The organism is Streptomyces odontotermitis (assembly GCF_050510915.1).
GTDB lineage: Bacteria > Actinomycetota > Actinomycetes > Streptomycetales > Streptomycetaceae > Streptomyces.
In genome coordinates, this window is the sequence record NZ_JBNJLS010000013.1 from 92,100 (window position 1) to 118,934 (window position 26,835).

22 protein-coding genes are annotated in these 26,835 nt (G+C 70.2%); 11 read left to right on the top strand and 11 right to left on the bottom strand.

Annotated elements, in window-relative coordinates; genetic code table 11:
- Positions 1 to 15: 15 nt before the first annotated feature.
- The 4 genes from ACQB60_RS30160 to ACQB60_RS30175 are packed head-to-tail and all read right to left on the bottom strand — an operon-like array spanning position 16 to position 2,135.
- Positions 16 to 402 carry an RRQRL motif-containing zinc-binding protein gene (locus tag ACQB60_RS30160; RefSeq protein WP_496929264.1) on the bottom strand — a complete coding sequence of 129 codons (387 nt, stop codon included), beginning with the start codon at positions 400 to 402 and terminating at the stop codon, positions 16 to 18.
- A complete protein-coding gene (locus ACQB60_RS30165) occupies positions 402 to 1,403 on the bottom strand; it encodes a DUF2637 domain-containing protein (RefSeq protein ID WP_496929362.1) in 1,002 nt (333 codons plus the stop codon). Before ACQB60_RS30165 ends, ACQB60_RS30160 begins: the two co-directional genes overlap by 1 nt.
- Entirely contained in the window at positions 1,396 to 1,845 is a 450-nt protein-coding gene (locus tag ACQB60_RS30170) for a hypothetical protein (RefSeq protein WP_496929265.1), read from the bottom strand. Before ACQB60_RS30170 ends, ACQB60_RS30165 begins: the two co-directional genes overlap by 8 nt.
- Positions 1,842 to 2,135, bottom strand: a complete 294-nt coding sequence (locus tag ACQB60_RS30175) for a hypothetical protein (RefSeq protein ID WP_496929266.1) — start codon at positions 2,133 to 2,135, stop codon at positions 1,842 to 1,844. The genes ACQB60_RS30170 and ACQB60_RS30175 overlap by 4 nt, the downstream gene beginning before the upstream one ends.
- Positions 2,136 to 2,759: 624 nt before the next feature.
- Between ACQB60_RS30175 and ACQB60_RS30180 the strand changes: the two genes are divergently transcribed.
- The 5 genes from ACQB60_RS30180 to ACQB60_RS30200 all read left to right on the top strand — a co-directional run bounded on the left by ACQB60_RS30180 (position 2,760) and on the right by ACQB60_RS30200 (position 6,781).
- A complete protein-coding gene (locus tag ACQB60_RS30180; protein ID WP_496929267.1) occupies positions 2,760 to 3,125 on the top strand; it encodes a GntR family transcriptional regulator in 366 nt (121 codons plus the stop codon).
- Positions 3,126 to 3,367: 242 nt separating this feature from the next.
- Entirely contained in the window at positions 3,368 to 4,582 is a 1,215-nt protein-coding gene (locus ACQB60_RS30185; RefSeq protein ID WP_496929268.1) for a helix-turn-helix domain-containing protein, read from the top strand.
- Between the two features lie 52 nt (positions 4,583 to 4,634).
- Entirely contained in the window at positions 4,635 to 5,084 is a 450-nt protein-coding gene (locus tag ACQB60_RS30190) for an NUDIX domain-containing protein (protein ID WP_496929363.1), read from the top strand.
- Positions 5,085 to 5,514: 430 nt separating this feature from the next.
- Positions 5,515 to 6,309 (top strand): hypothetical protein, encoded by a 795-nt coding sequence (locus tag ACQB60_RS30195; protein WP_496929269.1) that lies wholly within the window; start codon positions 5,515 to 5,517, stop codon positions 6,307 to 6,309.
- A 40-nt stretch (positions 6,310 to 6,349) separates the two neighbouring features.
- The gene (locus tag ACQB60_RS30200; RefSeq protein ID WP_496929270.1) at positions 6,350 to 6,781 is read left to right on the top strand and encodes a helix-turn-helix domain-containing protein; all 432 of its coding nucleotides are present in this window, start codon (positions 6,350 to 6,352) and stop codon (positions 6,779 to 6,781) included.
- 1,250 nt (positions 6,782 to 8,031) lie between these two features.
- Here the strand turns inward: ACQB60_RS30200 and ACQB60_RS30205 are convergent.
- Positions 8,032 to 8,925, bottom strand: a complete 894-nt coding sequence (locus tag ACQB60_RS30205) for a DUF4231 domain-containing protein (RefSeq protein WP_496929271.1) — start codon at positions 8,923 to 8,925, stop codon at positions 8,032 to 8,034.
- A gap of 626 nt (positions 8,926 to 9,551) precedes the next feature.
- Entirely contained in the window at positions 9,552 to 11,159 is a 1,608-nt protein-coding gene (locus tag ACQB60_RS30210) for an MFS transporter (RefSeq protein ID WP_496929272.1), read from the bottom strand.
- Positions 11,160 to 11,375: 216 nt separating this feature from the next.
- Here ACQB60_RS30210 and ACQB60_RS30215 point away from each other — a divergent pair, with 216 nt between their 5' ends.
- Complete coding sequence (locus tag ACQB60_RS30215; RefSeq protein WP_496929273.1) at positions 11,376 to 12,113, top strand: TetR/AcrR family transcriptional regulator; 738 nt, start codon at positions 11,376 to 11,378, stop codon at positions 12,111 to 12,113.
- Positions 12,114 to 12,206: 93 nt separating this feature from the next.
- Here ACQB60_RS30215 and ACQB60_RS30220 read toward each other — a convergent pair whose 3' ends face one another.
- Positions 12,207 to 13,124 (bottom strand): pirin family protein, encoded by a 918-nt coding sequence (locus ACQB60_RS30220; protein WP_496929274.1) that lies wholly within the window; start codon positions 13,122 to 13,124, stop codon positions 12,207 to 12,209.
- 118 nt (positions 13,125 to 13,242) lie between these two features.
- Here ACQB60_RS30220 and ACQB60_RS30225 point away from each other — a divergent pair, with 118 nt between their 5' ends.
- On the top strand, positions 13,243 to 13,647 hold the full coding sequence (locus tag ACQB60_RS30225) for a hypothetical protein (RefSeq protein WP_496929275.1): 405 nt from the start codon (positions 13,243 to 13,245) through the stop codon (positions 13,645 to 13,647).
- A 66-nt stretch (positions 13,648 to 13,713) separates the two neighbouring features.
- On the opposite strand, the gene ACQB60_RS30230 is transcribed toward ACQB60_RS30225, so the two are convergent.
- The gene (locus ACQB60_RS30230; RefSeq protein ID WP_496929276.1) at positions 13,714 to 14,403 is read right to left on the bottom strand and encodes a response regulator; all 690 of its coding nucleotides are present in this window, start codon (positions 14,401 to 14,403) and stop codon (positions 13,714 to 13,716) included.
- Positions 14,404 to 14,472: 69 nt separating this feature from the next.
- Positions 14,473 to 16,161, bottom strand: a complete 1,689-nt coding sequence (locus ACQB60_RS30235; protein ID WP_496929277.1) for a sensor histidine kinase — start codon at positions 16,159 to 16,161, stop codon at positions 14,473 to 14,475.
- A gap of 141 nt (positions 16,162 to 16,302) precedes the next feature.
- Here ACQB60_RS30235 and ACQB60_RS30240 point away from each other — a divergent pair, with 141 nt between their 5' ends.
- The gene (locus tag ACQB60_RS30240; protein ID WP_496929278.1) at positions 16,303 to 16,845 is read left to right on the top strand and encodes a hypothetical protein; all 543 of its coding nucleotides are present in this window, start codon (positions 16,303 to 16,305) and stop codon (positions 16,843 to 16,845) included.
- Positions 16,846 to 17,079: 234 nt separating this feature from the next.
- Positions 17,080 to 20,445: an AfsR/SARP family transcriptional regulator gene (locus tag ACQB60_RS30245; RefSeq protein ID WP_496929279.1), complete on the top strand. Its 3,366-nt coding sequence runs from the start codon at positions 17,080 to 17,082 to the stop codon at positions 20,443 to 20,445.
- A gap of 79 nt (positions 20,446 to 20,524) precedes the next feature.
- On the opposite strand, the gene ACQB60_RS30250 is transcribed toward ACQB60_RS30245, so the two are convergent.
- Positions 20,525 to 22,285, bottom strand: a complete 1,761-nt coding sequence (locus ACQB60_RS30250; RefSeq protein WP_496929280.1) for a bifunctional 3'-5' exonuclease/DNA polymerase — start codon at positions 22,283 to 22,285, stop codon at positions 20,525 to 20,527.
- A 299-nt stretch (positions 22,286 to 22,584) separates the two neighbouring features.
- On the opposite strand from ACQB60_RS30250, the gene ACQB60_RS30255 reads away from it, so the two are divergent.
- A complete protein-coding gene (locus ACQB60_RS30255) occupies positions 22,585 to 23,424 on the top strand; it encodes a nitrilase-related carbon-nitrogen hydrolase (RefSeq protein ID WP_496929281.1) in 840 nt (279 codons plus the stop codon).
- Positions 23,425 to 23,849: 425 nt separating this feature from the next.
- Positions 23,850 to 24,338 carry a hemerythrin domain-containing protein gene (locus tag ACQB60_RS30260; protein ID WP_496929282.1) on the top strand — a complete coding sequence of 163 codons (489 nt, stop codon included), beginning with the start codon at positions 23,850 to 23,852 and terminating at the stop codon, positions 24,336 to 24,338.
- On the opposite strand, the gene ACQB60_RS30265 is transcribed toward ACQB60_RS30260, so the two are convergent.
- Positions 24,301 to 26,595 (bottom strand): FtsX-like permease family protein, encoded by a 2,295-nt coding sequence (locus tag ACQB60_RS30265; RefSeq protein WP_496929364.1) that lies wholly within the window; start codon positions 26,593 to 26,595, stop codon positions 24,301 to 24,303. The genes ACQB60_RS30260 and ACQB60_RS30265 overlap by 38 nt on opposite strands.
- Positions 26,596 to 26,835 lie beyond the last annotated feature (240 nt).

A 26,835-nucleotide genomic window follows, 5' to 3' on the forward strand; every position in this document is an offset into this window, starting at 1 on the left:
GGTCAGAAGGGGAGTTCAGGCAGCGCGCTGTTCCTCGGCGTTGGCGCACAGCACGCACATGCCGAGCGAGGTCGGCAGGCAGTAGCTGTAGGTGAGGCCGCAGACGAGGCAGGTGCGGCGGGCGAGCATCGCCAGCGCGAGCGCACCCCACTTGCGCGACGTCATCGGCCGCACCGGCAGCGCGCGGTCGACGCGGTAGAGGAAGGCCACGGCCGCACCGGACTTGCGGCGGCGCGTACGGCGCATGAGCTGCGCCGCTATTGGCTGACCACCCGGCCGCAGCCCCTTCTCACGCAGCTGGCGACGGGTACACAGCCCCTCGGGGGCGAACTTCCACGGGTAGGTGGGGAGGCCGTAGCGGGCCCCGGTGGGGTCGAAGCACTCGGCGTAGGCGGTGGGCATCAGCCCTCACCGCCCACCGCCGTGAGCTGCGGCTGGGGGCGCAGTTCGTGGTAGCGGGCGGTAACCCAGCCCACCGACCAGCCACACAGCTCGGCCGCCGCGCGCACCGTCAGATCCGCCTCGAAGGCGGCCCGTACGGTCTCACGCGCCACCACCTCCGACTGGCGCTCCCGCGCGGGCCCGGCTTGTAGCAGTTGGGCGCGGCGCTGTTCGGCTTCCTCCTGGCGACGCCGCTCGGCAGCCTCCTGCCGGGCCCGTCGTTCGGCCGCCTCACGCCGCTGGCGCTGCTCGGCCTCGGCCCGTTCCCGCTCGGCCTGTTCACGGGCCAGGCGCTCACGTTCACGCTCCCGCTCGGCCTGTTCACGCTCGCGCTGCTGCTGTTCACGCTCGCGTTCGGCTTGTTCACGGGCGAGTTGGGCGATGTGCTCGCGCTCTTCGCGGGCCATCTGCGCTTCGTGCTCGCGCTGCTCGCGAAGGCGCTGCTGCTCGGCCTGGCGGATGGTCTCGCGTTCCTGCCGCTCGGCCTGCTCACGCTCCCTGAAGGCCCGTTCACGGGCCTCCTGGCGGGCCGCAGCGTCGGCCTCCTGGCGGGCCAGGGCGGCCGAGAGGGCGCGGCGGTAGGCGAGTCCGGCCTCAGCCGTGACGATCAACAGCAGCGGCGCGACGCAGTGGATGGCCACCCCGGTCCCGTCGCGCTTGAGGGCGGAGTCAGCGATGTTCAGGCTGAGGGTCATCAGGCCGGTCATCCACCGCAACACCACAGGCCAGCGGCCCCCATGGGCCTCCAGGCGGGCCAGGACGGAGTCGAGGCGCACCACGATGACCACGGCGGTGTCCACCACCAGCGGCAGCAAAGGAGCTGTCCAGCGCCACTGTTCGGCGGTGTGCGCGGCGACCAGCGGCGTGACCGTGAGCACGGAGTAGACCACCGCCCCGCACACGATCATCCACGTGCCCGCGCTCAGGGTGCGCTCGATGGACTTCAGGGTGCGGCTATCCATCCGCGTCACCGCCCGCACGTCCCGTGCCGTGAACGCCGTGAACACGGCGAGGGCGGTCGTGAACACTGGCGGTGCCGTCGTGAACACCGGGCTGCGGCGCCTCGTCGACCCCGCTCTGTTGGCTGCGGTGGGGGTAGGTGTGCAGGGCCGCGCCGATGGCCACCAACTCCACTTCGACGCCCGCGAAGTCGCCGTGCCCTTCCAGCGTCCACAGCTCTCCGTCGCGCAACTCCGTGAAGTCGACGTCTTCGGGGTCGATGCCGAGCGCGGCGCGCCACGGTTCGAAGGCGCCCAAGTCGTTGTGGAGGAAGAGCCGTACGCGCTTGGGGCGCAGCGGGGAGACCTGTACGTCGGGGGCGGGCAGGCCGGGGAACTCGGGGGCCAGCCACCGTGCGGCCCGCAGGGCCGTGGTCAGGTCATCGATCGTCGGATTCGTGCTCATGCCGCGACCCCCGTCTGCGGGCTGCGGCGCTGCGGCACGCTCGGAAGGGGCTGCGGCACCAGCCGCAGCAGGCCCGCCTCATCCAGCGTCCGCGCGGCCACCTGCACCGCACGATCCGGCAGGTCCGGGTAGTCGGCGAGGATGTCGCGCGCCGCATCCAGCCGCGCCGCCCGCTCCTGCTCCGACTCCCCCTCCACGGGGCCGAGCCAGAGCTCCAGCGGTGTGCCCAGGGCGAGTTCGACGAAGTCTTCGGCGCTCTCGGCGCGATGGCCGTTCACGTAGGTGCGCATGTCTGCTCCTGAAGTCGTAGGGAGGAGGGCCGGGGCGGCTGCGGTTCTTTGGCGAGAGAGCAGCCAGGCCCCGGGCGCAGCCGCAGCCGCAGAGCGCGGCGGGCCACAGTGCCCCGACCAGGAGTCGAACCCGGCCTACGACCATCGGGGCAGTCATGCGAGACGGCTTCGCCGGTACACCGTTGCCACGGCGTATCGGCCCCGAGCCGCAAAGATCGGGCGCGTCATCGTCACTGCTCTGACGCCAGCAGGGCGGCGCGCACCAGGTGGAATCCCAGGGGCTGACCTCCAAAACAGAAGGGCCGATCCCCAGGGGGCATCCAGAGCTGACACGCAGGACAGGACAGGTTCGCCTGCCACGAAGTGGCCGCCGGCGGCCATCACCCGGGCCGTTGCGGGGACGGGGATCGAACCCCGTCGAACAAGTCCACTGTTCAGTTCTCAAGGAACGTTGCGCTTCCTTTGAGCCGAAGCTCTCCGGGCGTTGTTTGTGCAGGTCAAGCCAGGTACGAATAGGTAACCTAGGTCACTTGCTCACGTCGAGAAAGTTACCTAGGTCGCTTGGGGTCGTCAAGCCCCCTCACGCCACCGAAGGAAATGACCTAGGTCGGTTACGCTCTAGAGATGGATTGGACGCCTGAGAAGCCGCCGACCGCCAAGGACATCGCTGCCAAGTTCCGCGACGACATCGCCGATGGCGTGTACCCCGCGGGTCGCCAACTGCCGGGCGCCAAGGGCCTTGCCAAGGAACTTGGCGTGGCGCTCATGACGGTGCAGAACGCGTACAAGGAGCTCGCGGCGGACGGGTTGGTCGCGGGCCGACAGGGCAGCGGGACGTACGTGCTCGACCCTCGCAAGGGCGAAGCCACCGCACAGGAGACCGCCTTGGGTCTCCGTGAGCTTCAGCAGCAGCTGAAGCACGTCACCTCCCAGCTCGGCGAGCTCTCCGCGCGAGTAGCGGAGTTGGAAGCCGACAGGAAGTCGGGCTGACCAGCTCGGCCAAGCTCCGTGCCCTCTCGGTGAGTTGAGCACTTCCGCTGAGGCATACGAGCGGGCCATCATCAACTGGTGCCGTTCATCAGCCTTCAGAGACATAGCAGTACCTCCTCGCCGTCCGTTCCGGATGTCTAGCTCCCGACACCGAGAACGCTATGGCCGCCCTCTGATCCGACCCCGGAAAAACCTTCCGGGGTCTCTCCGCGAACCGAGGTGACGCTGAAGTCATGAGAGGAATGACTCAGCATCTGACGATCGGCGAGCGCGTGGCGTGGTACCGCCATCGACGCGGCATGTCCCAAGAGGTGTTGGCCGGACTGGTCGGCCGCACCGCAGACTGGCTCGGCAAGGCGGAGAACAACCGCATTGAGCTGGATCGGCTATCCGTGATCCGCTCCCTGGCTTACGCGCTGGACGTGTCCGTCGGGGACCTCATCGGTGAACCCACCCTCCTGGAATGGTCCAACGAGAGCGGCCGCCGCACAGTCCCCGTGCTGCGTGAAGCGCTCATGGACTACCGCCAGTTGACGCCCCTCCTGGGTGCGCCCACCGATGGCGAGCCGCCAATTCTGGCGAACCTGCGCTCCGATGTGGGTGAGGTCTGGGACGCGTACCAGGAATCGCGGTACGGCTTCGCCACTCGACAGCTCCCGCTACTCCTGGCGGACGCACTACTCGCGGTGCGCACGTACGCGGGCGAGGAGCGGGAGGAGGCGAATGCACTGCTTGCGCTGACGTACCAGGGCGCGGCGATGGTGCTCGGCAAGCTGGGGGAGAACGAACTGGCCTGGATGGCCGCAGACCGAGGGCTCGCCGCCGCACAGCAGAGCGGGAACGACGTCATCACGGGATCGCTCTTCCGCTCCGTGACGCACTGCCTGCTCTCCACGGGCCGGTACGAGACCGCCGTCCAGCTCGTGAGCGACGCGGCCGGGCTTCTGGAACCGGGGCTCAGGGAAGCGACGCCGGCGTATCTCTCCGTCTACGGGACGTTGTTCCTCACTGGGTCCATGGCTGCTGCTCGCGCGGAGGACCGCGCGACGACGCAGGCATTCCTCCGCGAGGCGGAAACGGCGGCCACGCGACTCGGTGCCGACGCCAACCACATGTGGACCGCCTTCGGGCCCACCAACGTCGCCATCCACAAGGTGGCCACTGCTGGCGAGCTCGGAGACTTCCAGGTCGCTTCAGACCTGGGTCCGCAGGTCGATACGAGCGGCCTTCCGATCGAACGCCGTGTGAGGCACGACCTTGAGGTTGCGCGGGCTCTCACCGCACGGAACCGTGCGGACGAGGCGCTCGCCGTGGTGCTCGAAGCCGAGGAGATGGCGCCGGAGCAGGTCCGGCACCACTACATGAGCCGCGAACTCGTGCTCGGCTGGGTCCGTGGCACTCGTGGCCGACCGAGTCGCTCCGTCGCTGACCTGGCCGAGAGGCTTCGAGTGGTCTGACCTGGTTAGGCTCGGTCGCGTGAGCGAGACCGAGAGCGAACACGAAGCCAAGATGGCGCGCCCGCGGATGGCTGCGGGCGCGCTGTTCTTTGATGAGCACGGGCACGTCATGCTCCTTGAGCCGACGTACAAGGACTACAGGGACATCCCAGGGGGTTACGTCGAGACCGGTGAGTCTCCGCTCCAGGCGTGTGTGCGCGAAGTCCATGAAGAGCTCGGTATTGCGCCTGGGATCGGCCGATTGCTGGTCGTCGACTGGGCGCCGAGCCCTTCCGAGGGGGACAAGGTGCTCTATCTCTTCGACGGCGGCACCCTCGCTGACCAGGTCCGGGCACAGATCAGGTTGCAGGCGTCTGAGATCAAGGCGTACGAGTTCCACCCCGTCGGGGCAGTAGACGACCTCACCATTCCCCGCCTTGCACGCCGCATCCGAGCGGCTGCAGTTGCTCGAGATGAAGGCGCCGTGGCGTACCTGGAACATGGCCTACAGGCCAATCAGTGAGCGTCCGCGACCTTGGGTCCCATGCCCTGCTGTTTCCTCCCAGGCTCCTGGTTGCGGACCGCAGTGGAGATACCCCGGAGGGGCGTAAACACGCTAGGCGGCGGCTTCAAGATTTGCCCTCGTATTTGGTACGCGGCGCACCCTGAAGAGTGACGTAGCTTGATCGGTTAGCAGGTCAGGCCCTACTCCTACGCATGTCGAAGATCAACGCCGAAGGGCGACTGCACATCGTCTGCGGCATCACTGCGAAGGAGCAGAGCCTGATGAACTTCACTCTCGCATCAACCGGTCTCGGTTGGAGAATCGTCTCTATCGGCTCTACCGCCCCAACCGTCCGCACCAGGACGGACGGGGTCCGATGACTACGCTGCCGTTCCGTGACTCCGTCGGAGCCGGGCCCATCGTGAGGGTCTTGCTCACCGTGGAGCGCATGGTCGAGATCATCGCGAAGACCAAGGAGCACGGGTGCAACCCGCGCTCCTTCAGCCCACGTCATTCAGAGCACATCTCCGAAGAGATGCGTGCGGGGCGCTGGGACAGCGACAACCCCGACCCCATCTGCCTGTGCAGCCACGGTGGCTGCATCAACGGGATCCACCGGTTGAATGCCGCGGTGATGGCAGGTATCCCGCTGGAAGCGTGGCTCGCCACAGAAGTGCCGCACAAGGTGTTCACCAAGATGGATACGGGACGCCGGCGGTCGCCCGGTGATGCGTTGGGCATGACCGGAGTTGTGACTAACCGGCGCCTCATTGCTTCGGCAGTCCGGCTGACTGGTCTGTATGACTTCCGTCGGGACGTTCCCTGGACCTCTTGGGGTTCTGAGTACGTCTCCAACCCCTGCATCACGGAGTGGTACACCGAGCACTACTCCGACATCACGGAACTCCGGTCGACGGCCCACTCTCTTCGCAATCACGTCAAGGCGTGCCCGTCAGCCAGCCTGGCGGCTGTCTACTTGATCAGCCGTGAGGCGCCGGAAGGCCCGGCCGAGGCGTTCTTCGAGGGGGTCTCCAGCGGCGCCAACGTAGCCGGGCCGCGGCTCGCGTTGCGCAACGAAATTCTGGCTGGCACCTCAACCAGAGGGCCCAGGCAGTTGGGGATGTTCATCAAGGCGTGGAACACCTTCGTTACAGGCAAGGGGCGGACCGTCAAGATGTCCATCGGCGAGCCGATGCCCGACATCGTGCCCTGTCGACACCGGGAGTTGAAGCTGGGTGCGTAGAACCGGGCCAGACCCATGCCCTGGATTCTCTCCAGAGCTGATGCGCAAGCACCGAGAAAGGCAGCCAGAGCTGATGTCGCTCAGGGACTTGGACGCTGCTGGGGGTCTCGCTAGCGGCCAGGCAGCCAAGGTCGAGTCAGGTCAGGTGCGACCGAGGCCGCAAACCGTGGTGAAGATCGCCCAAGGGCTGGCTGTTCTGCCGAGAGACCTATTCACCGTCCCAAAGGACGAGGTGACTCTCGTACACCTGAGAGTATGGGCCGGATTCTCGCTGGAGCAGGCCGCTGCCGAGCTTGCTTGGCCGTCGTACTCGCTCGGTCGCATGGAACAAGGTCATACTCCCTGGCAGCCCCACGGAAGTAGACGGTCGTGGCGCAAGCTGGCAGACGTCTACCGAGTTGAGGAGTACGAGGCTCGGGCCGCCTGGCGCAACAGCAGTCGCATTCGTCTCGCGGCGAAGGCCGTCAGCTGAGATGAATCGATGGGCCGGGCACGCGTCAATGCGTGTCCGGTCTTGCCAAGTTGCCAGCTAGCCTTAGGTGTTCAGGCAGAGCCGATGCGCATGATCGTTTCTATTTTCTGGCGCGGACTTGCTTCACGCGGCAATAGACTCCGGGCATGATGAGTTGCTCGGACTGTGGCGCGAGCCTGGACGAGACGCCCGTTGGCCAGCCGTGCCCGAGCTGTGGCGGCCATGGACGTAGTGCGACGGCGTATGCAGAGGCTGCACTGAGCGCGAGTGCGTCGCTTCACGTTGCTGCCAGCGTTGGCTACAACCCGCAAAGACCATGGCAACAGAAGTGGCGCGACATCAACGGAGATCTAGAGGATCTTCAAGCCACCTACCGGCTGAACGACCTTGATAACGAGGCAGTGCGTCGGCAGGTCGAGGCATTCTTCAAGCACTGCCGTGAACTAGCCGACTGGCTCGCTAAGCAAGCGGGTGAGGCTGAGGCCATGAGTTATGTGCACACGGATCCGAGTCTGAAGCTCTGCGACGGTATGGCTCAAACGACGAAACACCACACTAGGCATTCCAGTGGCGGGGACCCGATCACCGCAAGGATCTCTGCAGTCCACGGGGGACAAGGGGTTAGAGCTGTGATTGAGTGGTCCACGCCCAGTGGCCTGAGTGGTACCGAAGATGCTCTCGATCTCGCTCAGCGTTGTAAGTCCGCGTGGGAGCGGTTCTTCGCGCGACAAGGGATTACGCTGTAACCAGGATGCTGTATAGAGCCACGGTGGCGGGCGGTATCAGTCGTCATTGCGACCATGTCCAGTGTTTGATCCAGGTCGCCGCCTTCGGTTCTGAACGACTATGGAGGCGGCGTGGCTTCCCGGCGGTAAAGACCATTCTGTCACGCTGAGGCCAGCGAGCTCAATCAGTTCCTCGGTGATGCCTAGCCTGTACAACGGCGTCTCGGCGTGGCGTCGTAACCACTTTAGACGCCTATTTCTCTCGGTTTCGCTTAGCCTGATCCAAACATCTACAAATACTCGCCCGCCAGTCTCTCGCCCTTTAGGTAGCGACCGGCGTATGTAGGGGAGCGATGCCGGATCGGAGGCCAGGATTACCAGTAGCCATGCCGTCTCGTATCCCAGCTGCGAACCGTGATGCGAAGCCAGCCTGTAAGCACGCCACTGGCTTATGGGGGCCAGTAGCCATCGCCATATCTGAGGCATGTGCTCTTCCCCTGCGGGTTTCAATAGAACTCAGGCCGTTCAGCTCGCCCTTTCTTCGCGAGCTGAACTCGACTGTTCGAGTTGGAGCTCACGCTTCCTCTGCTCTTCCTTGAGGCGCTCTATATATCTGGCGAACAGGCGAAGGCGATCGGCTTCGGCCAGGGGTGCACCGTCCTGGCTGGCATATTCATCGAGCATGAATTGAGAAGCGTTGTAGTGCTTTTCGATTTCGTCGGCAGTGGACTGAAGGTTGTACCCGCGTTCCCGGAACTTGAAGTACCCGGTTACGCCAGCAGAAATCCCGACAAGGGCGCTCAGCGCGGAGGTGCTGATGGAGAGGGGCCCATTGCTACCCTCGTTCATCGCCGTGAGAGTCGACGTGACGATGGATCCACTAATTATTATCAATTGGAACGCGTTATGAACCCTTCTGTTTTTAGCTGCTCCTTTTCGGTACTGTGTAATCAGGTCAAGCGACGCTTCACGATAGATCCGAAGGCCAGACGGCGAGTCCAGCGGCAAACGCGCTGCGGCTGATTGCCGGTCCTGTAATGCATTGCGGAGAGAGCCTGTGCGAGTAACTATCTTCTTGCGGTTCTTCCAGATTACCCAAGTTAGGGATATCCAGAGGAATAGAATTATTACCAGGCCAGCCCAGCGGGTAAAGTTGGGTTTTGATTCCCAGAGTCCAACTATTACCGTGTAGCCCAGCAGGAAGGCGAGCACGATAGCGCCCACTAGGCACAGGATGAAGATGCGCTGAAAGGTCTTGGATGCGCGCAGATCGTCTTCTATTTCATCGAATTCTTTGACGAGCTTTCGATAGTCTTCCTGTAATCGTCGCTCTTCCTCTTCTGTTAGATCAGGTGGACTGTTCTCGGTCCCTCCGGACCGGCGTCCGCGCCCATCTGTTCCACCCTGTCCGCTGACCACGGCGCCCCCCCCGTACTCCGCTTCCTAACTTTGACTTTGGGAGGTTACGGACTGCTCTAGTTACCTACAATGGCGCATTGTCGCTCGTGGGGGAGGAGGTGGCTATGTGGCGAATGTTTCTCAAGTTGCGCGAGCGCTGATCAATTTTCGGCCATGTCAAGCACAAATTCCCTCTGCTGCGAGATTGTCCAACTGCGTAGAAATGTAGATGCATGATCGCGAACAAACGCGTACGCCCAGTGGGGGATCATGCCTGGGCGAACCGAGGCCGCACCTCCCTCATGGCACTTCGTACCGAGGCGCGAGGGTGGCTGGTGGATCCGTGTACCGGGAAGATGCACTCGGGGGTGGATGCCGACCGGACCGGGTGCCGTCACGGGTCTCAGTTGGGGTCTCAATTGCCTGCCGCTCCGGGGAGGTCTTCTGTCGTCCGCGGCGGTCCAGTAGCCCCTCTGACCAGGCACGCGAGCTGCGAGCCGGACACTCGTGGACGCTGCCGGAACAAGATCGGACAACTCGTAATGCGTAGGTCTCGGGTTCGAATCCCGAAGGCGGCTCAACTGGAACCCCAGGTCACGGAATCCGTGACCTGGGGTTCTTTGTGTGGGCCGGTCGGTGCTGTGGGGTCAGGCGGTGGTGACCAGGTCGCGCTCGGTCTCGGTCTCGGACTTGGTCTCGGTGGTGGTCTCGGTCTGGTTCGTGGGCTCCGGCTCCGGGTTCGTCGTCGGGGTCGTCTCGTTCGTGGGCTTGCTGTCCCGCATGACGAACAGGGCCAGGGCCGCTGCCGCGAGGACCGCTGCCGCCGCGACCGTGAAGCCGGTCGACATCGCGGAGGAGAAGGCGTCGCGGGCCGAGTCGACGAGGCCGGTGTCGTGGGTCTTGGCGGCCGTGTCGAGGGCGTCGCCGATGGAGTGGGTGGCGGACTCGGGGGTGCCCGCGGGCATCGAGTTCGCGAAGGTGCTGGTGACGACCGAGCCGAGGATGGCCACGCCGAGGGCGGCGCCGAGCTGCTGGATGGTGTCGTTGAGCGCGGAGCCGACGCCCGCCTGCTCCTCGGGGACGGTGGCCATCAGGGCCGCGATGGCGGCCGGGGCCGCGAGGCCGCCGCCCGCGCCGAGCAGGAAGAGCGCTACGGCGAGGAGGGCGAAGCCGTCGCCGGCGGAGAGGGTCGCGAGGACGGCGAAGCCGATCGCGCTCACCACGAGGCCGCTGACCGCGAGGAAACGGTTGCCGATCTTGGCGCCCAGGGTGGCGGCGAGGGTGTTGAAGAGGAGCGATGCGACGGCCAGCGGGATGAAGGCGAGGCCGGCCTCGGTGGGGGAGTAGCCGAGTACGGACTGGAGGTACTGGGTCAGGATGAGGAGCAGGCCGCCGTTGCCGATCTGGACCAGGGTGAGGGAGAGGCTGCCGCCGGTGAAGTTGCGGTTGCGGAAGAGGCTCAGCGGGACCATCGGGGAGCCGGTGCGGATCTCCCAGGAGATGAAGGCGGCGAGGGCGGCGACCGCGGTCGCGGCCGTGGTGAGGGTGGCGGGGGCCGTCAGGCCGTGCTTCGGGAGCTCGTTGATCGTCCAGACCAGGGCGGTCATGCCGATGACGGAGAGGATCGCGCCGACCGGGTCCGGCTTCTGCCAGGGGCCCTTGGACTCGGGCATCAGGAGGACCGCCGCGAGGATGGCCACAGCCGCGATCGGCACGTTGATGAAGAAGATGGCGCTCCAGGAGAACCAGGCGATCAGCGCGCCGCCGAGGACCGGGCCGCCCACCAGGCCGAGCATCGCGACCGCGCTCCAGGCCGCCATGGCCTTGCGGCGCTCGTCGTCGTCGAAGACGGTGATGAGGATCGAGAGGGTGCTGGGCATGACGAGCGCGCCGCCGATGCCCATGACGACGCGGGCCGCGATGAGTTGGCCGGGGGTGGCGGCGAAGGTGGCCGCCAGCGAGGAGAGGCCGAAGGACGCGAGGCCGATGATCATGACCTTCCGGCGTCCGAACCGGTCCGAGAGGCTGCCTGCCGTGAGCAGCAGGCCCGCGAAGACCAGCATGTAGGACTCGAGGATCCACTGGGTGTCCTGGGCGCCGGCGCCGAGGTCCTCGGACATCGACGGGATGGCCACCGTCAGCGCCATGTTGTCGATGATCAGTGCCAGCGTGCTCAGGCACAGCACGATCAGGATCAGCCAGCGGCGCGGGTTCCGTGCTGTCTGTGCCGCTTGTGCCGCTTGTACTGCTTCCATCGTGCACCTCTCGGGGGTGTCGGTTGCTTCGTCGGTGGCTTCGTAAGGCGTTGGTCCTCGAGGGTGCCGTACGGCGTTCCCTCGATGCGAACACTGTACGCACGATGGAACGTCGTGCGCAAGGGCGTACGCTGTGCTTGATGGCCGTTGTCTTTCGGCCGTTCGTCCCCTGCGTACGGTGTCCCCTACGGTGACCAGGAAGAAGGAGGAGGCCACGTGTCAGCCGACAAGCAGCAGACGATCTCATCGGTGTGGACCCGGCCGCGTCGGCGGGAACAGCAGGCGCTGAGCCAGGAGCAGATCGTCGCCGAAGCGGTCCGGCTCCTGGACGCCGAAGGGGTCGAGGCGCTGAGCATGCGCAAGCTCGGCATCAGGCTCAACGCCGGTGCCACCTCGCTCTACCGGCATGTGGCCAACAAGGACGAGCTCATCGAGCTGGTCGTCGACGAGGTGTACGGCGAGCTCGAGGTGCGGGCCATCGACGACCCCGCGGACTGGCGCGACGCGGTCGCCGAGTCCGCGTGCAGCCTGCGCGCGATGGCGCTGCGCCACCCCTGGCTCGCCTCCGTGCTCGGCCAGATCGGCTTCTCGGACCTCGGGCCGAACCTGATGGGGATGTCGGAGCGGCTGCTCGCCGTCTTCGAGAAGGCGGGCTTCGAGCTGAAGGTCGCCGACCAGTCGATGAACACCGTCATCGCGTACGTGGTCGGGACGGTCACCAGTGAGGCCGCGTATCTGTCGCTGCTCGCCCGCAGCGGGATGACCGAGGAGGAGTGGGTGCACAGCCTGCGCCCGGTCGTCCGCGAGGCGACCGAGGGGCACCCGCGGGTGCGCACCGGTTTCGAGGCCGTGCAGGACCAGGACCCCCGGCAGATCCGCGACGACAACTTCGAGTTCGGGCTCAACCGGGTGCTGGACGGGCTCGAGTCGCTGCTGGCCAAGCAGGTGGGCTGAGCACTCAGGTCTCTTGGACCTCTTGGGCCTCTCGGGCCTTTTGGGTCCCTTGGCTCCCTTCGGGCTCTTGGGTGGGGGCCTGTCGCGGCGTCGTTAGCGGGTCTGGAGGCGGCCCAGGCGTGGGACCGGGCCGAACTTTCCGCGTTCGTAGTCCACGTACGCCTGGTAGATCTCCGACTCGCTGTTCATCACGAACGGGCCGCCCGCCACGACCGGTTCGCGCAGGGGCTCGCCCGCGAAGAGGAGCAGGCGGCTCTGCGCGGTGGCGCGGCCCGTGGCGAGGCAGAGGGCGCTGACGCCGCCGTCGTCCGCCGCCTCGACCGGGTCCGTCCACGCCGTCTCGCCCTCCGCGACCCGGCGGCCGCCGATGGTGACCTCTCCGGAGATGACGTACGCGAAGGCCCGGTCGTGGGCGGCGAGCAGCTGGATGTAGTCGGTCTCCGGGTCGAGGGTGATCAGCAGGCCGAGGACCGGGTGCTGGTTGATGGCCGGGCCGCGTTCGCCGCCCGTCTCGCCCGAGACGACCTTCACGGTGACGCCGGGCTCGGTGTACGTCGCGTACGTCTTCGCGTACAGGTCCTGGTAGTGCGTCTCGGTCAGCTTCGACGTGGCGGGGAGGTTCAGCCAGAGCTGGAGGGTGTGCACGTACTCGTTCTTGTAGGCGAGTTCGCGGTGGATGATGCCGCGGCCCGCCGTCATCCACTGGATGTCGCCCTCCTCCAGGGCGCCCGCGTTGCCGAGGCTGTCGCCGTGTTCGAGGACGCCGCCGAGGACCACCGTCACCGTCTCCAGGCCGCGGTGCGGGTGCCAGTCGAAGCCCGTCTGGGAGAACCAGTCCTCGGCCATGAGGAGAAACGGATCCGTGCGGCGGAAGTCGCCGGGCGCGATGACCAGGGCCTTGTTGTCGACCTGGCTGTCGGGGCCCGCGACCAGGCGGCGCTCGATGCGGTCGACGGAGCGGGTGGCGACGGGGTCGGTGCCCGGCTCGGGGACGGGGGCCGTGGGGGACATCCGGGGGCTCCTTCGGGGGTACGAGGGAGGGGCTCGCTCGGGGTGCGAGGGAGGGGCTCTCTTCAGTTTCGGGGGAGGGGGCGCCATCGGCCACAGGAGCGTCGTCGATACTGCCGGGATGACCTCGACCTATGTGCGCTACCAGGGGACCGTCCGGCATGAACGCGGCCATTTTCCAGGGGTGTTCGTCCTCGTCAACGGCCTTGCGAGGGACGGCCTTCTGACCGAGGAGCAGGAGCGGTTCCGGCGTGCCAACAACGACTGGTACGACGCCGCGTACCTGAACCCCATGCACGTGGACGACACCGTCTACGACCGCGAGATCAATCCGGGCGCCGTGGCCTGGTTCAAGCTCACGGCCACCCATCTCCTGGAGCGGGTCCCCGGCTATCTGGAGATCCTCGCCGCGCACGGCGTCGAGTGCCGGATGGTGTGCTCGGACGACCCCGGCCGGGTGGTGTACGAGGACGACGTGCAGGTCGTGGTCGTGCCGTACGGCGACGACCGTCAGCATGTCGACTGACGGACGGCCGTCAGCGCGTCGACTGACGGATGGCCGTCAGTACGTCGGCTGACGGCCGCTAGCGCCTCAACTGGCCAGCCCCGCCTGGTGTGCGAGGAGCGCCGCCTGGACCCGGCTGTCGCTGCCCGTCTTGTCGAGGATCGCGCCGACGTGCGTCTTGACCGTGCCGAGGCCGATGCCGAGACGGAGGCCGATCTCCACGTTGGGCAGGCCCGCGCCGAGCATCGCGAGGACCTCGCGTTCGCGGGCGGTGAGGGTGGCGAGGCGGTCCTCGGGGGCGGGCGCGCCCGCCGGGGAGCCCGGGGCGGTGCCGCCCGCCAGCATGCGCTTGATCACCGTTCCGGTGACGCCGGGGGAGAGGACCGCGTCCCCTGCCGCCGCGGCCCGCACGGCGCGGATCAGCTCGTCGGGGCTCTCGTCCTTGAGCAGGAAGCCGCTCGCCCCGGCCTGGAGCGCGCGCATCACGTTCTCCTCGTCGCCGAACGTGGTGAGCATGACGACCTGCGGTTTCGGGTCGAGCGCGACCAGCGGGGCGATCGCCGCGAGGCCGTCGAGGACGGGCATGCGGATGTCGACCAGGGCGACGTCCGGGTGCAGCTCGGCCGCGAGGGTCACTGCCTCGGCGCCGTTGACCGCCTCGCCCACGACCTCGACGCCGTCCGCGTGCTGCAGGATCATGTCGACGCCGCGGCGGATCATCTCCTCGTCGTCGGCGAGGAGGACGCGGACGGGGCCGGGCTGCTCTTCGTTCGGCATGGGCGCTCCTCCTGCGGGTGGGGCCGTGGGCTCCTGCTGGTCCTACGGGTCCTACGGGTCCTACGGGCCCTACGGGTGGGCCAGCGGGACCGTGAAGTGGTCGATGGCCGTAAGAACATCTCCGTTGAAACAGTAACGGGTCACCTCAAAACGGTCACTGTCAGTGGTGCCGGTCGAGCCATACCCCGACGGGTACAGACAGCTCGTCGTCCCCTCCGGGTAGGCGGGGCCATGCCCGGCCGCCGCCGCCCGCACCGCCTCGTTGTCCCCGTGGACCACCCGCTCGACCTCGGACTTCGTCATCCCGACCGCGAGCTCGTGCTGGGGCGCGAGGTCCGGGCCCGGCCTGGCCTCGTCCACCAGGCTCAGGCCGAGCCCGAGCATCAGGGCCACGCCCGCCATGCCGAGCCCGGTCGTCAGGACGCCTGCGAGCCTGCGCTGGAGGTCGCCGCCGGGGCTGTCGACGGCGGCGATCTCCGGGGGCAGGTCCGGGTCCTTGGTTTCATGTGAAACAGGGACCGGACCGCGTGCCTCCGGGCCGGTGGGGATCGCCGCCGTCACCGTGAAGCCGCCCTCGGGCGCCGGGCCCGCCTCGAAGGTGCCGCCGAGCAGGGTCACGCGCTCGCGCAGGCCGGTCAGCCCGCGGCCGGTGCCGAGGCCGGTGGTGGCGGCGGGCTCGGTGGGCGGCTCCTCATTGCGTACGGAGATGCCGACGCGCTCGGGCGTGTGCGTGACCGTCACCGTGACCGGGGCCCCCGTCGCGTACCGGTGGACGTTCGTCAGGGACTCGCGGACCACCCGGTGCACCGCCCGGCGCACCGAGGGGCCGTCGGCCGGGTCCAGGTCGGGGCCCTGCCAGGTCAGGGTCACGGGGATGCCGCCGCCGCGCGACTCCTCGACCAGGGCCTCGATGTCGGAACGGGTGCCGGTCGCGTCGGTGAGGGCGTCGGTGCCGGTGTCACGGCCGAGGGGGCCGAGCACGCCGAGGACCTCGCGCAGCTCGCGCATCGCGTCGCGGGTCGCGCCGCGCAGCAGGGTGGCCTCCTCGCGCAGCTCGGGCGACTGGCCGGCGAGGGCCAGCTCCAGGCCGCCCGCGTGCAGCGAGATCAGGCTGAGGCGGTGGCCGACCAGGTCGTGCATCTCGGCGGCGATGCGGGAGCGCTCGTGGATGCGGGACTCGCTCTCGGTGAGGCGGCGGGCCTCCTCGGCCGCGGCGGTGCGCTCCCGCAGCGCCCGTACGAGACGGTCCTGCTGGCCCGCGGCCGTGCCGACGAGGCCCGGCACGATCACGGTCACGGCCGCGAGCACCGCCCCGAGCGCGAGCCCGAACTGCCAGCTCCCCATGGACAGCGGCCGGGCCGTCGCCGCGCACACCAGCATGGGCAGGGCGGAGGCGCCGAGCAGCGTGGTGAGGCGGTGGTGCGGGTTCGCCTGGCGGCGGGCGGCCAGATAGGCGGCGACGGCGACCAGGAGTCCGGCGGGCGGGAGCAGCCCGGCGAGCGCGGCGAGGAACAGCAGGCTGAGGGTCGGGTATCGGCGCCGGGCCACGAGGGCGACGATCGCGGTGAGGCCGAGCGCGATCTTCACCGAGTGCGGCAGGGCGCCCGCGCCGATCGTGGCGCCCTCATACGCGAGGAGGAGCAGCAGACCGGAGGCGAGGACCTCCAGGGCGATGCGCAGCAGGCGGTGGGGAGCGGGCCGTGGGCCGCGGCGTGGGGCGGAATCAGGGGGGAGGGGCTCGGGGCGCGGGGCGGACATAACGCCAAGTATTGGACAGGGAATGCCGCCTTCTCGTACATCTTGAGGCGGATGGCCTCTGCCTTAGGGCAGAGGCCGGGGCGGCCGGGATTCGTCCCACGGCCGTACGAAACGGGGCCGGGCGGGCCGAAGACTGGACGTATGCCCGCTGAGAAGAAGAAGTCCCGCACCGCCGTCGTCGCCACCGTCACGCTCGCCGCCGTGGCCGCGGCTGGCGGTGCCGTCGCGTTCGCGGGGCCGGGGCTCAGGAACAGCGCGTTCGTGCCGGACGCCGTGAGCGAGCACGTCTTCAAGGAGAAGACGAAGTCCTTCGCGACCGCCGCCGACGCCCCCAGGAAGGGCGACCTGGCGTTCGTGCTGCCCGAGTGGATGCCGAAGGACGCCAAGAACATCAAGGTCAAGGTCAGGACGACCGGTGACGCCAAGCTGATCCGGTTCACGCTGGGTGCCGAGTCGCTGCCGGAGGACGGTGGGTGCAAGGGGACGGGTGCGCCTCAGGGCAAGGGCGTGGACGCTCCCGACCTGGGGGCCAGCTGGTGGCGGGACAGCGTGATCAAGAAGTCCCGGCCGCAGTGCGGTGACCACCTCGCGTACCGCGTCGCGGTCCAGGGCAAGCAGGTCTACGCGTGGACGAACGGCGAGCTCGCACCGCGGAGTGGCAGCGGAGATGCAGCGCAGAAATAGCGAGGAAGTAGCGCAGGAGCGGCGCAGGAGCGGCGCAGGAGCAGCGCGAAAATGCGCAGGAACAGCGCAGAAAGTGAGCGGATCCGGCCGCCGTTGCGGCACTCCCCCGAGCTTTTCGCGTGACGCGAGCGGCGGCGGCCGGATCCGATGAACAGAGCACATCAGGCGCCGCCAACAGATCGCTAACATGTTCCCCACGTGAGGGCCTGCGGAAGGCTGCGAAGGGGTTCAGACATGGCGGGCGGACTGCGGTTCGGACTGCTCGGCCCGGTCGTGATCCATGACGCCGAGGGAGAGCCGCGCCCGGTGCGCAGCCCCAAGGTCCGCGCCCTGCTGGCCGCGCTGCTGCTCGAACCGGGCCGGGTGGTCTCGGTCGAGTTCCTCAAGGACGCCCTGTGGAGCGGCGCCCCGCCGGTCTCCGCGCACGCCTCGCTGCAGAACCACGCCACCCGCCTGCGCCGCCTCCTGGACGACCCGGACCGGCTGCGCGCGGTGCCGCCCGGCTACCGGCTGCGGGTCGGCGAGGGGGAGTTGGACGTACGGGTCTTCGAGCGGCTGATCGGCCGGGCCCGCGCCGCGCACGCCGCGCAGGACTGGGCCGGGGCCGCACAGGACGCCGCGGACGCCCTCGCCCTGTGGCGGGGCACGCCACTGTGCGGGCTGCCCGAGGACCTGGCGGGCCATGCCCTCGTACCGCGGCTGGAGGAGGCGCGGCTGCTCGCCCTCGAATGGCGGCACGAAGCGGACCTGGCGCGCGGCCTTGAAGTGGCGCGCCTGGCGACGGAGTTGGCGGAGCTGGTCGCCGAGCATCCGCTGCGGGAGGCGTTCCACCGCCAGCTGATGCTCGCCCTGCACCGCACCGGCCGCCAGGCGGAGGCCCTCGCCGTCCACCGCGAGCTGCGCGCCCGCCTGGTGGAGGAGCTGGGCATCGAGCCGGGGGCGGGGGTGCGGGAGGCGCATCGGGAGGTGCTGCGGACGCCGACGGGGGCGGGGGCGGGGGCGGCGGCGGACGCTGCGGCATCCCCCGTCTCCGTCTCCGTCTCCGTCTCCGCCTCCGCCTCTGCCTCCGCTGAATCCTCCGTGTCGGGCTCGGCGCCGCCGTCCTCGGCATCGCCGTCGTCGGCATCGCTGTCGTCGGGCCGGCCGCCGGTCGCTCAACTGCCGCCCGCGCCCGCCCACTTCACGGGCCGGGACGCGGTCGTACGAGGGGTGGGCGAGGTCCTCGCCGGGGGCGGCGGGCCCGGGGTGCCCCGCGTCGCCGTGGTCTCCGGGATGGCCGGGGTCGGCAAGAGCGCGCTGGCCCTGCACGTCGCGCACGGGCTGCGCGAGGCGTTCCCGGACGGGCAGTTGTACGTGAACCTGCGCGGCGCGACGCCCGGCATGACGCCGCTCTCCCCGAAGCAGGCCCTCACCGCGCTGCTGCGCGACGTCGGTGCCGACACCCGGCAGATCCCGGAGTACGGCGAAGATCCAGCCGGGGCGGCCGCGTTGCTGCGCTCGCTGCTCGCGCCCACCCGCACCCTGATGGTCCTGGACGACGCCGAGAGCGCCGCGCAGGTGCGGCCGTTGCTGCCCGGCGGGTCCGGCTGCGCGGTCGTCGTGACCAGCCGCTCGCCGCTCGCCGCGCTCGACGGCGCCACCCGCTTCCCGCTGGAGCCGCTCACCGACGGGGACAGCGCGGCGCTGCTGCGCGCCGTCTCCGGGCGGGACGGGCTCGACGCCGGGCACCCGCTCGTCGGGCTCGCCGGGCGGCTGCCGCTCGCGCTGCGCATCCTCGCGGCCCGGCTCGCCGCGCGCCGGGCGCTCACCCCGGACGCGCTCGCCGACCTGCTCACGGCACGCGGCGGCCGGCTGCACCACCTGGAGTACGACGACCTGAGCGTGCGCCGTTCGCTGGCCGTCGCCCTGGACGCGCTGCGCGCCTCGGACCGGCGGGCCGACCGGGACGCGGCGGCCGCGCTGGTCCACATCGGCGCGCTCGACCTGCCGACGTACGGAGTCCCGCTGCTCGCCGCCCTGTTGGGCACGGACGAGCGCGCCGCCGAGTCGGCTCTCGACCGGCTCGTCGACGTCGCCCTGCTCGACGAGACGGCGTACGGGCGCTACGCCCCGCACGACCTGGTGCGCGAGTTCGCCCGGGAGACGGCGCGCGAGGAGGGCGGCGCGGACGTCGTCGTGGCGGCGGCGCTGTGCTGGTACGCGGGGTCGGCGCGGCAGAGCCTGCTGGCGATCATGGAGGAGGGGCTGGACCGCGAGGACCGGTTGCGGGGGGTGGCGGAGCGGTTGGCTGAGGGGTGTGGGGGTGGTGTGCTCGGCGGTGGGGCGCCCGGAGATGGGGCGCCCGGAGATGGGGCGCTTGGGGCCGAGTCACTCGGACGCGGGGCGCTCGAGGTTGGGTCGGTCGGGGAGGGGCAGCCTGGGGTCGGGTCGCTTGGACGTGGTGTGGACGGGGCGCTTGGACGTGGTGTGGACGGGGCGCTCGGACGGAGTGCGGACGGGGTGCCTGGACGTGCTGTGGACGGGGCGCCTGGACGTGCTGCGGACGGGGCGCTGGGACGTGGTGTGCTCGGTGGTGGGGCGCTTGGGGGTGGGGTGGCGGAGATGACCACCGAAGGGGCCTTCGCCTGGTGTGACACCGAGCTCGCCAACATCCTTGCCCTTGCCGGGCGGGAGGAGCGCGAGCGCCGTGACTCGCCGCTGGTGTCCGTCCTCGTCCGGTGTCTGTGGTCGTACCTCGTACGGCGCGGCCGGATCACCGAGGCGGAGGCGCTCGGCGGGATCGCCCTGACCGTCGCGGGCCGGCTCGGGGACGACGAGGCCAGGGCACAGGCCCTCGTCGACCTCGCCGGGCTGCACTACATCTCAGGCCGCAGCGGCGCCGCCCTCGACCTCAACGACGAGGCGCTGGCCCTGTACCGGAAGCTCGACCTCGTGTCGTGCGTCCACCGGGGCTCCACCAACCGCGGCCTGCTGCTCGAAGCCCTCGGCCGCGACGAGGAGGCCGCCGACGCGCTGCGGGAGAGCCTCGATCTGTCGAAGGACCAGGGCGACCTGCTGGGCGAGGCGTTCGCCCTCAGCCACCTCGGCAATCTGTACGAGCACACCGACCCGCGCTCCGGAATCACCCTGCACGAGCGGTGCCTGGAGATCGGCGCGGAGATCGGCGACACCAACATCCGCCAGCACGCCCACCGCAACATCGGCATCGCCCGGCTCGCGCTCGGCGAACCGGAGGCCGCGCTCGACCACTTCGAGGAGTGCCTGCGCGTCCACGGCAGCTTCGAGAACTGGCACAACGAGTCGCAGGCTCGCCTCGGCCTGGTCCGCGCCCTGCGCGAGGTCGCACGCCCGGCCGACGCGGCGCGCGCGTGCGCCGACCTGCTGGAGCTCGCCGGGCAGCGCGCCGACGCCCACATGGAGGGCCTCGCCCGGCACCAGCGGGGGCACCTGCTGTACGCCGAGGGGCGCGCCGAGGAGGCGTACGAGGACTGGCGCGCGGCCCTGGCGGCGCTGGACGGGACGGACAGCAGCCAAGTGGTGGGGGAGTTGCGGGAGTTGCTCGCCGCCCCCGGAGGCGGTGGCGGTAACCGCCCTCTTTAGCTGGGACTCCTCTTTAGCGGGGACTCCCCTTTAGCTGGGAAACTTCTCTTGCGAGGGTGCTCCTTCAGCGAGAGACCTCCTACTTCGCATCCGCGTAGCACTCCACCACCGCCGTAGTGAACGGGAACCGCACCGGCGTCTCGCCGAACGCGATGCGCCCCGCCAGGTTCCCCGCCTCCTGGATCGCCGCCACCACCGCCTCGGCCTCCTCCTCCGGGCAGTGCACGATCACCTCGTCGTGCTGGAAGAAGACCAGCTCGGCGGCCATCTGCGCGGTGGCGCGGCGGAGTGCGGCGAGCATCAGCAGGGCCCAGTCGGCGGCGCTGCCCTGCACGACGAAGTTGCGGGTGAAGCGGCCCCGCGCGCGGGTGTTGGTCGAGGCGTAGCCGGGTGTGAACTCGCCTTCGGGGGAGGGGACTTCGGAGCTGCCGGGGCTCCCGGAACTCCCGGAACTCCCGGAACTCCCGGAACTCTCCGGGTTCTCCTGGGGGAGGCCCGCCTCGCCCGCCGCCTCGTCCGGGTCGCCCGAGGTCACCGCGGGCGGGCTGGTGCGGCCCAGCCAGGTGCGCACCAGGCGGCCCTCCTCGCCCGCCTGGGCGGCGTCGTCCACGTACGCCACCGCGAGCGGGAAGCGGCGGCGCAGCGCGGCGAGGTTCTTCAGGCCGTCCCCGGACGTCTGGCCGTAGATGGCTCCCAGAAGCGCGAGCTTCGCGTGCTCGCGGTCGCCGGAGAAGGCCCGGTCGGACAGGGTGGTGTAGAGGTCGCCGCCGCTGCCCGCGACCTCCATCAGGCCCCGGTCGCGGGAGATCGCGGCGAGCACGCGCGGCTCCAGCTGGTCGGCGTCCGCGACGACGAGACGCCGCCCGGGGTCGGCCACGACCGCGCGCCGGATGGCCTTGGGGATCTGCAGCGCCCCGCCGCCGTTGGTCGTCCAGCGGCCGCTGACGGCGCCGCCCGGCGTGTACTCGGGGCGGAAGCGGCCGTCACGCACCCAGTCCTGCAGCCAGCCCCAGCCGTGGGCGGTCCAGACGCGGTAGAGCTTCTTGTACTCGATGAGCGGGGCGACCGCAGGGTGGTCTACCTCCGCGAGCTCCCAGCGGCGCGTCGAGCGCACCTTGATCCCGGCCTGCGCGAAGGCCCGCACCACGTCGGCGGGCAGGTCCGGGCGGACGCGGCGGCCGAAGGCGGCCGAGACCTCGTCGGCCAGCTCGGCGAGGCGGCGGGGCTCGCCGCCGCCCGCGTACCGCTCGCCGAGCAGCTCCTCCAGGACCTGCCGGTGCACGTCGGCGCGCCAGGGCAGGCCCGCCGCCTTCATCTCGGCGGCGACGAGCATGCCCGCCGACTCGGACGCGGTGAGCAGCCGCAGCCGGCCCGGGTGCGCGCTCGCGTCATGGCGGCGCTGCTGGTCCGCGTACACCTCCAGGAGCTCCGCGAGCGTGACGGGGACCGACTGCGGTTCGAAGAGGGAGGACTGGGAGCCGGGCTCGGCGGTGCGCGGGGGCGGATCGGGCGGTACGGGGCGGTGGCGCAGCCGGGCCAGGGCGGCGGCCGCGGAGCGGGGCTCCCCGAGGCGGCCCTCGTGGCCGAGCAGGAGCAGCTCGGCCGCCTCGATGTCGTAGCACCGCTCGACGCGGACGCCGGCGGCGAGCAGGCGGGGGTAGACCCCCGAAGGGCCGGACGTGGCCCGCCACACCCAGCGGTCCACGCCGGGCCGCACCCGCACGGCCTCGACCAGGTCCGGCTCGCGCAGCACGGGCCCCGCGGGCAGCCCGTCGTCCCCGAGGGCGGCGAGCTCGGCCCCGCCGCCCTCGGTGGCGGCAAGGGCCCACCTCTCGGTCATGAGCGCGAGTGTGGCACCCGGCACTGACAATCCCCGGATTCCGCGCGGGCGCCTGACCTGATGCCCTGACCTGATGCCCTGGCCTGATGCCCTGGCCTGATGCCCTGACCCGGCGCCTGACCCGGTGCCTTGACCCGGTGCCCCTTGGCCCGGGGCCTGACCCGGCGCTGCGCCTGGCGCGGAGCTTGCCCCGGCGTCCGTCCCTGCTCCTGCTCCTGCCCTTACCCCCGCCCCCGCCCCTGCGCCTGATCGGCCGGTCACCGGATGCCGGAGGGGCGAGCCTTTGCGAGGCTCGCCCCATGAGAGTGGCGCTGGCACAGACCGACTGTGTGCTCGGTGAGGTGGACGAGAACATCGCGGTGGCCGAGGAGCAGATCGGCCAGGCGGCGGCCCAGGGCGCCGACCTCGTGGTCTTCCCCGAGCTGAGCCTGCACGGCTACCACCTGGGCGCCCTGAAGCGGGACACCTCCGTCGACGCCCGCGACCCGCGCCTGCTCGACCTCTCCCGGCTCGGCCCGGACGTGCTGGTCGGTCTGCACGAGCACACGAGCCTGCGCGCGTACAACACGTCGGCGTACTACTCCGAGGGCCAACTCCTGCACGCCCACCGCAAGTTGTACCTCCCCAACTACCTGGCCTGGGAGGAGCGCAAGCACGTCAGCCCCGGCCAGCACCTGCGCGCGTACGACCTGCCGGGCGGGCACGGGCGCGCGGCCACGCTGGTCTGCAACGACGCGTGGCAGCCGGTCCTGCCGTGGCTGGCCGTGCAGGACGGCGCGGAGGTCATCGTCGTCCCGACCAACAGCGCCGCGAGCCTCGACCCGGAGGCCATGGACACCGGCCTCTACTGGGACACGCTGCTCTCCTACACCGCCCGCATGCTCCAGTGCTGGGTCGTGTTCGTGAACCGGGTCGGCAACGAGCACGGGGCGTCCTTCTGGGGCGGCTCCCGCGTCGTCGACCCGCGCGGCACGGTCGTCGCCCAGGCTCCGAAGTGGGAGCCGGGCCTGGTCACGGTCGACATCGACGTGAGCGAGGCCCGGCGCCAGCGCCGCGCGGTTCCGCTGGTCGCGGAGGCGCGTCTCGGGTTGGTCGACCGGGAGGTACGCAGGCTCATCGACGAGGGCGGGGACAGCTAGACCCTGCGGGCGGTGGCGGTGGCGGTGGCGGCGGTGACAGTGGCAGTGGCGGTGGCAGCGGTGGCGGGGACAGCGGTGGCAGTGGTGGCGGGGACAGCTTGAACCCTTTGACAGGGGGCGGGGGAGCTGTCTCTAATGGGTACGCGCCGCGTGGCGCCGGTCAGAGAGCAGTGGGCAGACCGGTGGCCGGGCGAGCGCCTTCACCAAGGGATATGCCTTGAGTTCCTTCTTCTTCGCGCGCTTGCGCTCCGTGCGCCTGTAGGCCGCGGGTTTTCCTTCCGGCTCGTTTCGCTTCGCCGATCCTCCGGCGTGCGCGTCTGCCATGAATTCCGCCGTTGGCCTGTGCGGGTTCGTCGTGGCTGGTCGCGCAGTTCCCCGCGCCCCTGGCAGGGCGCCCCCTCGCCTCATGGAGACCAGAGAACCCCATGCCCACACCCGTCACCACCCTCGCCGACAAACTCCTCGAAGTGCACACCTGGCTGCGTGAGCAGCTCGCCGAGATACGGGACGAGGCGGCCGCGCACCTCGATGCGCGGGCCGCCCACGACGGCGACGACCCTCAACTCCCGCCCCCCGGACTCGGTTTCCAGATCCGCCGACGCTGCCTCGCCTTCTGCGACGCCCTGACCTTTCACCACACCGGCGAGGACGGCGCCGTCTTCCCGGGGGTCGAGCGGTACCACCCGGAGCTGATCCCCGTACTGGACCGGCTCCGGGCCGAGCACCGCGAAGTGGCCCGCATCAAGGAGGAGTTGCTCGCTCTCCTCGCCGACCTCGCGACGCCCGAACCGGACGAGCTCCTCGCGCACATCGACCGGCTCACCAAGGAGCTGACCGTGCACCTCGACTACGAGGAGGAGTGGCTGGTCCCGGTGCTCACCGACGTCCCGTTCCCGCCGCCCGCGCAGCCGTAGTTCCATGCGCAGCCGTGGCTCCACGCGCAGCCGTAGTTCCACGCGCAGCCGTAGTTCCACGCGCAGCCGTAGCCACCCCCGCAGCCAGAGCCACCGCCCAGCACACCGCCGCACACGCCCCCACCGTCCCCCACGGCACCCCCGCCAGGCCGGTGACCGGGGCGGAGAGCCGGGCGAGGGCCGTGTTCAGGCCGCCCAGGTTGACCAGTGTGACGGCGAGGCCGAGCAGGGCGCCGACCGCGACCGCCACGGTGGCCTCACCGGCGGCGACCAGGCGTATCTGTGCCCGTGTTGCGCCCGCCAGGCGCAGCGACCGCAGCTCGGGACCGCGTACGGACGAGGCCATCAGCAGCGTGCTCGCCAGTGAAATGGCCGTGTAGAGAAGGGAGATGCCCAGGAGCATCAGCAGACCGAGGCGGGTCTGCTTCTTGGCGCGCGGATGCGTGGCCGCCAGCCACGCGTCCGCCGTGCGCACCTCGCCGCCGGTCGCCGCGCGCAGCGCCCGTGCCACCGCGGCCCGGTCGGCACCCGCGTCCAGGCGTACGTCGATACGGTCGACCGCTCCACCTGAACCGCCGCTGGCAGCACCCGAGTTGGCTGTCGTCACATACGCCCCGTTGTCGCCCGTGCCCTGCGCGAGCACCGCCGCGATCCGCAGCGTGACGGGGCGCCCGTCGCCCAGCCAGACCCGCACGCGCTCGCCGACCCGGTGGTGTTCCCACTCCTCGTTCACCACGATCGACCGGTCGTCGAGGTCGCGCACGTCGCCCGCGACCACGGGGAGCCGGGCCGTTCGCGCGAGGGCCGCCGGGGCGGACACCGCGCGGGCCTCGGAACGGATCAGGGCGGTGCCCTCTTCGCGTACGTAGACGGAGGTCGAGACGGAGGGAGAGAGTGCCCGTACGCCCTGGACCGGGCGGGCCGGGACCTTCAGGTCGGCGCCCGAGGCAGCGCCCGAGGTGGCGCCCGAGGCGGTGCCCGAGACGGCGCCCGAGGCGGCGCTCACGTCACGTGCGGTCACGACCAGTTGGGCCCGCGTCCGCTCCCGCGCCTCCGCCGCCTTCGCCTCGCCCACCGACGTCGCCGAGCCGAGCAGCGAGCCCGCGAGGGCGACGGTGACCAGGACCGGGGCGGCGACGGCGGCGGTGCGGCGCACGGAGGTCGCGGTGTTCTCCCGTACGAGGAGTCCGATCGCGCCCGGCAGACGCACGGCGCGCACCAGGGGGCGGACGAGGACCGGCGCGAGCGCGGCGACGGCCGTGATCAGGATCATCGGCTGTGTCGTGTAGGTCTTGCGCTTCAGCAGGTCCGACGGGTCCGTCCACAAGGTCCACGCGAGCAGACCGAGTCCGGTCGCGAGCAGTGCCGCACCCACGAGGCGGCGGCCGGGCGGCATGACGCCCGTGTCGACCGACGCCTCCCGCAGCGCCTCCACGGGCCCGGTCCGCCCCGCCCGCCGCGCCGCCGTCCACGCACCGCTGAACACCACCGACACCCCGGTCCAGAAGGCGACTTGATACGGCCAGGCCGTCCAGGTGAGCGCGGGCACGGCGAACCACTTCGGGGCGATCCCCGCCTCCACCAGGGCGTCCCCGAGCAACGGTGCCGCCCACGCCCCCGCCGCGCACCCGGCCACGGCCGCCAGGCACCCGACCGTCACGGCCTCGGCCAGCAGCAGCCTCCGCACCTGCCCGGGCGTCGCCCCCGCCATCCGCAGCAGCCCCAACTCCCGCCGCCGCAGCGCCACGACGAAGGCGAACGTGGCCGCCGTGACGAAGACGGACACGAAGGCCGCGACGCCGCCCGCCGTGCCCAGGAAGGAGTTGACGGCCACGAGGGCGCGCTCGTCCCGGTCCGGGTCGGGGTTGGCGCGGGCGCGGTCGGCGCCGGTCAGGACCTGGGCACGGTCGCCGACGACGGCGCGGACCCGTGGCGCGGGCGCGGTGACACCGACGGCGTCGGGGCGCTCGTCCCGGGCGACGGGGCCGAGGGCGCGGAGGTCGCGCAGAAGTTCGATATCCACAGGGTGTGGATGAGCGAGCCGCCGACTGTCGTCGCCGACCCGCAGGGTGTCGTGGCCCATGACGATCACGGGCGACGAGGTGAACCGCTCGGGGGCGCGGCGCGGGGCGTCGGCCGCCGCGGCGAGCCCGAGCCCCATGCCCGCGACGAGGGCGACACCGATCGCGACGGCGACGAAGGCCCCGATGAGGCTGGTCCAGCGGGTCCGCAGGGAGGAGAGCACCACCACCATCATCATCGTCCGGCCGCCTCGACGAGGTCCGGGCCGGACCGGTGAGCGGTGCTCGCCCCACCCGTCTCCGCCCTGCCCGTCTCCGCCTCAGCTGTCTCCGCCCCGCTCGTCTCTGCTCCGGCTGTCTCGGGCCTGGCTGTCTTCGCTCCGGCTGTCTCCGCCCCGCTCGTCGCCGCCCTGCCCGTCTCGGGCCTGGCCGTCTCCGCCCTGCCCGTCTCCGGCGCCGCCACTCGCTTCGTCTCT

Excerpts from the sequence above, each read along its gene's own strand:
- ACQB60_RS30190 (WP_496929363.1), top strand. The coding sequence starts at position 4,635 with ATGGCGCGCCCGCGGATGGCTGCGGGCGCGCTGTTCTTTGATGAGCAC.
- ACQB60_RS30220 (WP_496929274.1), bottom strand. The coding sequence starts at position 13,124 with ATGTCCCCCACGGCCCCCGTCCCCGAGCCGGGCACCGACCCCGTCGCC.
- ACQB60_RS30260 (WP_496929282.1), top strand. The coding sequence starts at position 23,850 with ATGCCCACACCCGTCACCACCCTCGCCGACAAACTCCTCGAAGTGCAC.
- ACQB60_RS30170 (WP_496929265.1), bottom strand. The coding sequence starts at position 1,845 with ATGAGCACGAATCCGACGATCGATGACCTGACCACGGCCCTGCGGGCC.
- ACQB60_RS30175 (WP_496929266.1), bottom strand. The coding sequence starts at position 2,135 with ATGCGCACCTACGTGAACGGCCATCGCGCCGAGAGCGCCGAAGACTTC.
- ACQB60_RS30210 (WP_496929272.1), bottom strand. The coding sequence starts at position 11,159 with ATGGAAGCAGTACAAGCGGCACAAGCGGCACAGACAGCACGGAACCCG.
- ACQB60_RS30225 (WP_496929275.1), top strand. The coding sequence starts at position 13,243 with ATGACCTCGACCTATGTGCGCTACCAGGGGACCGTCCGGCATGAACGC.
- ACQB60_RS30185 (WP_496929268.1), top strand. The coding sequence starts at position 3,368 with ATGACTCAGCATCTGACGATCGGCGAGCGCGTGGCGTGGTACCGCCAT.
- ACQB60_RS30200 (WP_496929270.1), top strand. The coding sequence starts at position 6,350 with ATGCGCAAGCACCGAGAAAGGCAGCCAGAGCTGATGTCGCTCAGGGAC.
- ACQB60_RS30235 (WP_496929277.1), bottom strand. The coding sequence starts at position 16,161 with ATGTCCGCCCCGCGCCCCGAGCCCCTCCCCCCTGATTCCGCCCCACGC.
- ACQB60_RS30265 (WP_496929364.1), bottom strand. The coding sequence starts at position 26,595 with ATGATGGTGGTGGTGCTCTCCTCCCTGCGGACCCGCTGGACCAGCCTC.
- ACQB60_RS30195 (WP_496929269.1), top strand. The coding sequence starts at position 5,515 with ATGGTCGAGATCATCGCGAAGACCAAGGAGCACGGGTGCAACCCGCGC.
- ACQB60_RS30245 (WP_496929279.1), top strand. The coding sequence starts at position 17,080 with ATGGCGGGCGGACTGCGGTTCGGACTGCTCGGCCCGGTCGTGATCCAT.
- ACQB60_RS30255 (WP_496929281.1), top strand. The coding sequence starts at position 22,585 with ATGAGAGTGGCGCTGGCACAGACCGACTGTGTGCTCGGTGAGGTGGAC.
- ACQB60_RS30180 (WP_496929267.1), top strand. The coding sequence starts at position 2,760 with ATGGATTGGACGCCTGAGAAGCCGCCGACCGCCAAGGACATCGCTGCC.
- ACQB60_RS30230 (WP_496929276.1), bottom strand. The coding sequence starts at position 14,403 with ATGCCGAACGAAGAGCAGCCCGGCCCCGTCCGCGTCCTCCTCGCCGAC.
- ACQB60_RS30240 (WP_496929278.1), top strand. The coding sequence starts at position 16,303 with ATGCCCGCTGAGAAGAAGAAGTCCCGCACCGCCGTCGTCGCCACCGTC.
- ACQB60_RS30160 (WP_496929264.1), bottom strand. The coding sequence starts at position 402 with ATGCCCACCGCCTACGCCGAGTGCTTCGACCCCACCGGGGCCCGCTAC.
- ACQB60_RS30250 (WP_496929280.1), bottom strand. The coding sequence starts at position 22,285 with ATGACCGAGAGGTGGGCCCTTGCCGCCACCGAGGGCGGCGGGGCCGAG.
- ACQB60_RS30165 (WP_496929362.1), bottom strand. The coding sequence starts at position 1,403 with ATGGATAGCCGCACCCTGAAGTCCATCGAGCGCACCCTGAGCGCGGGC.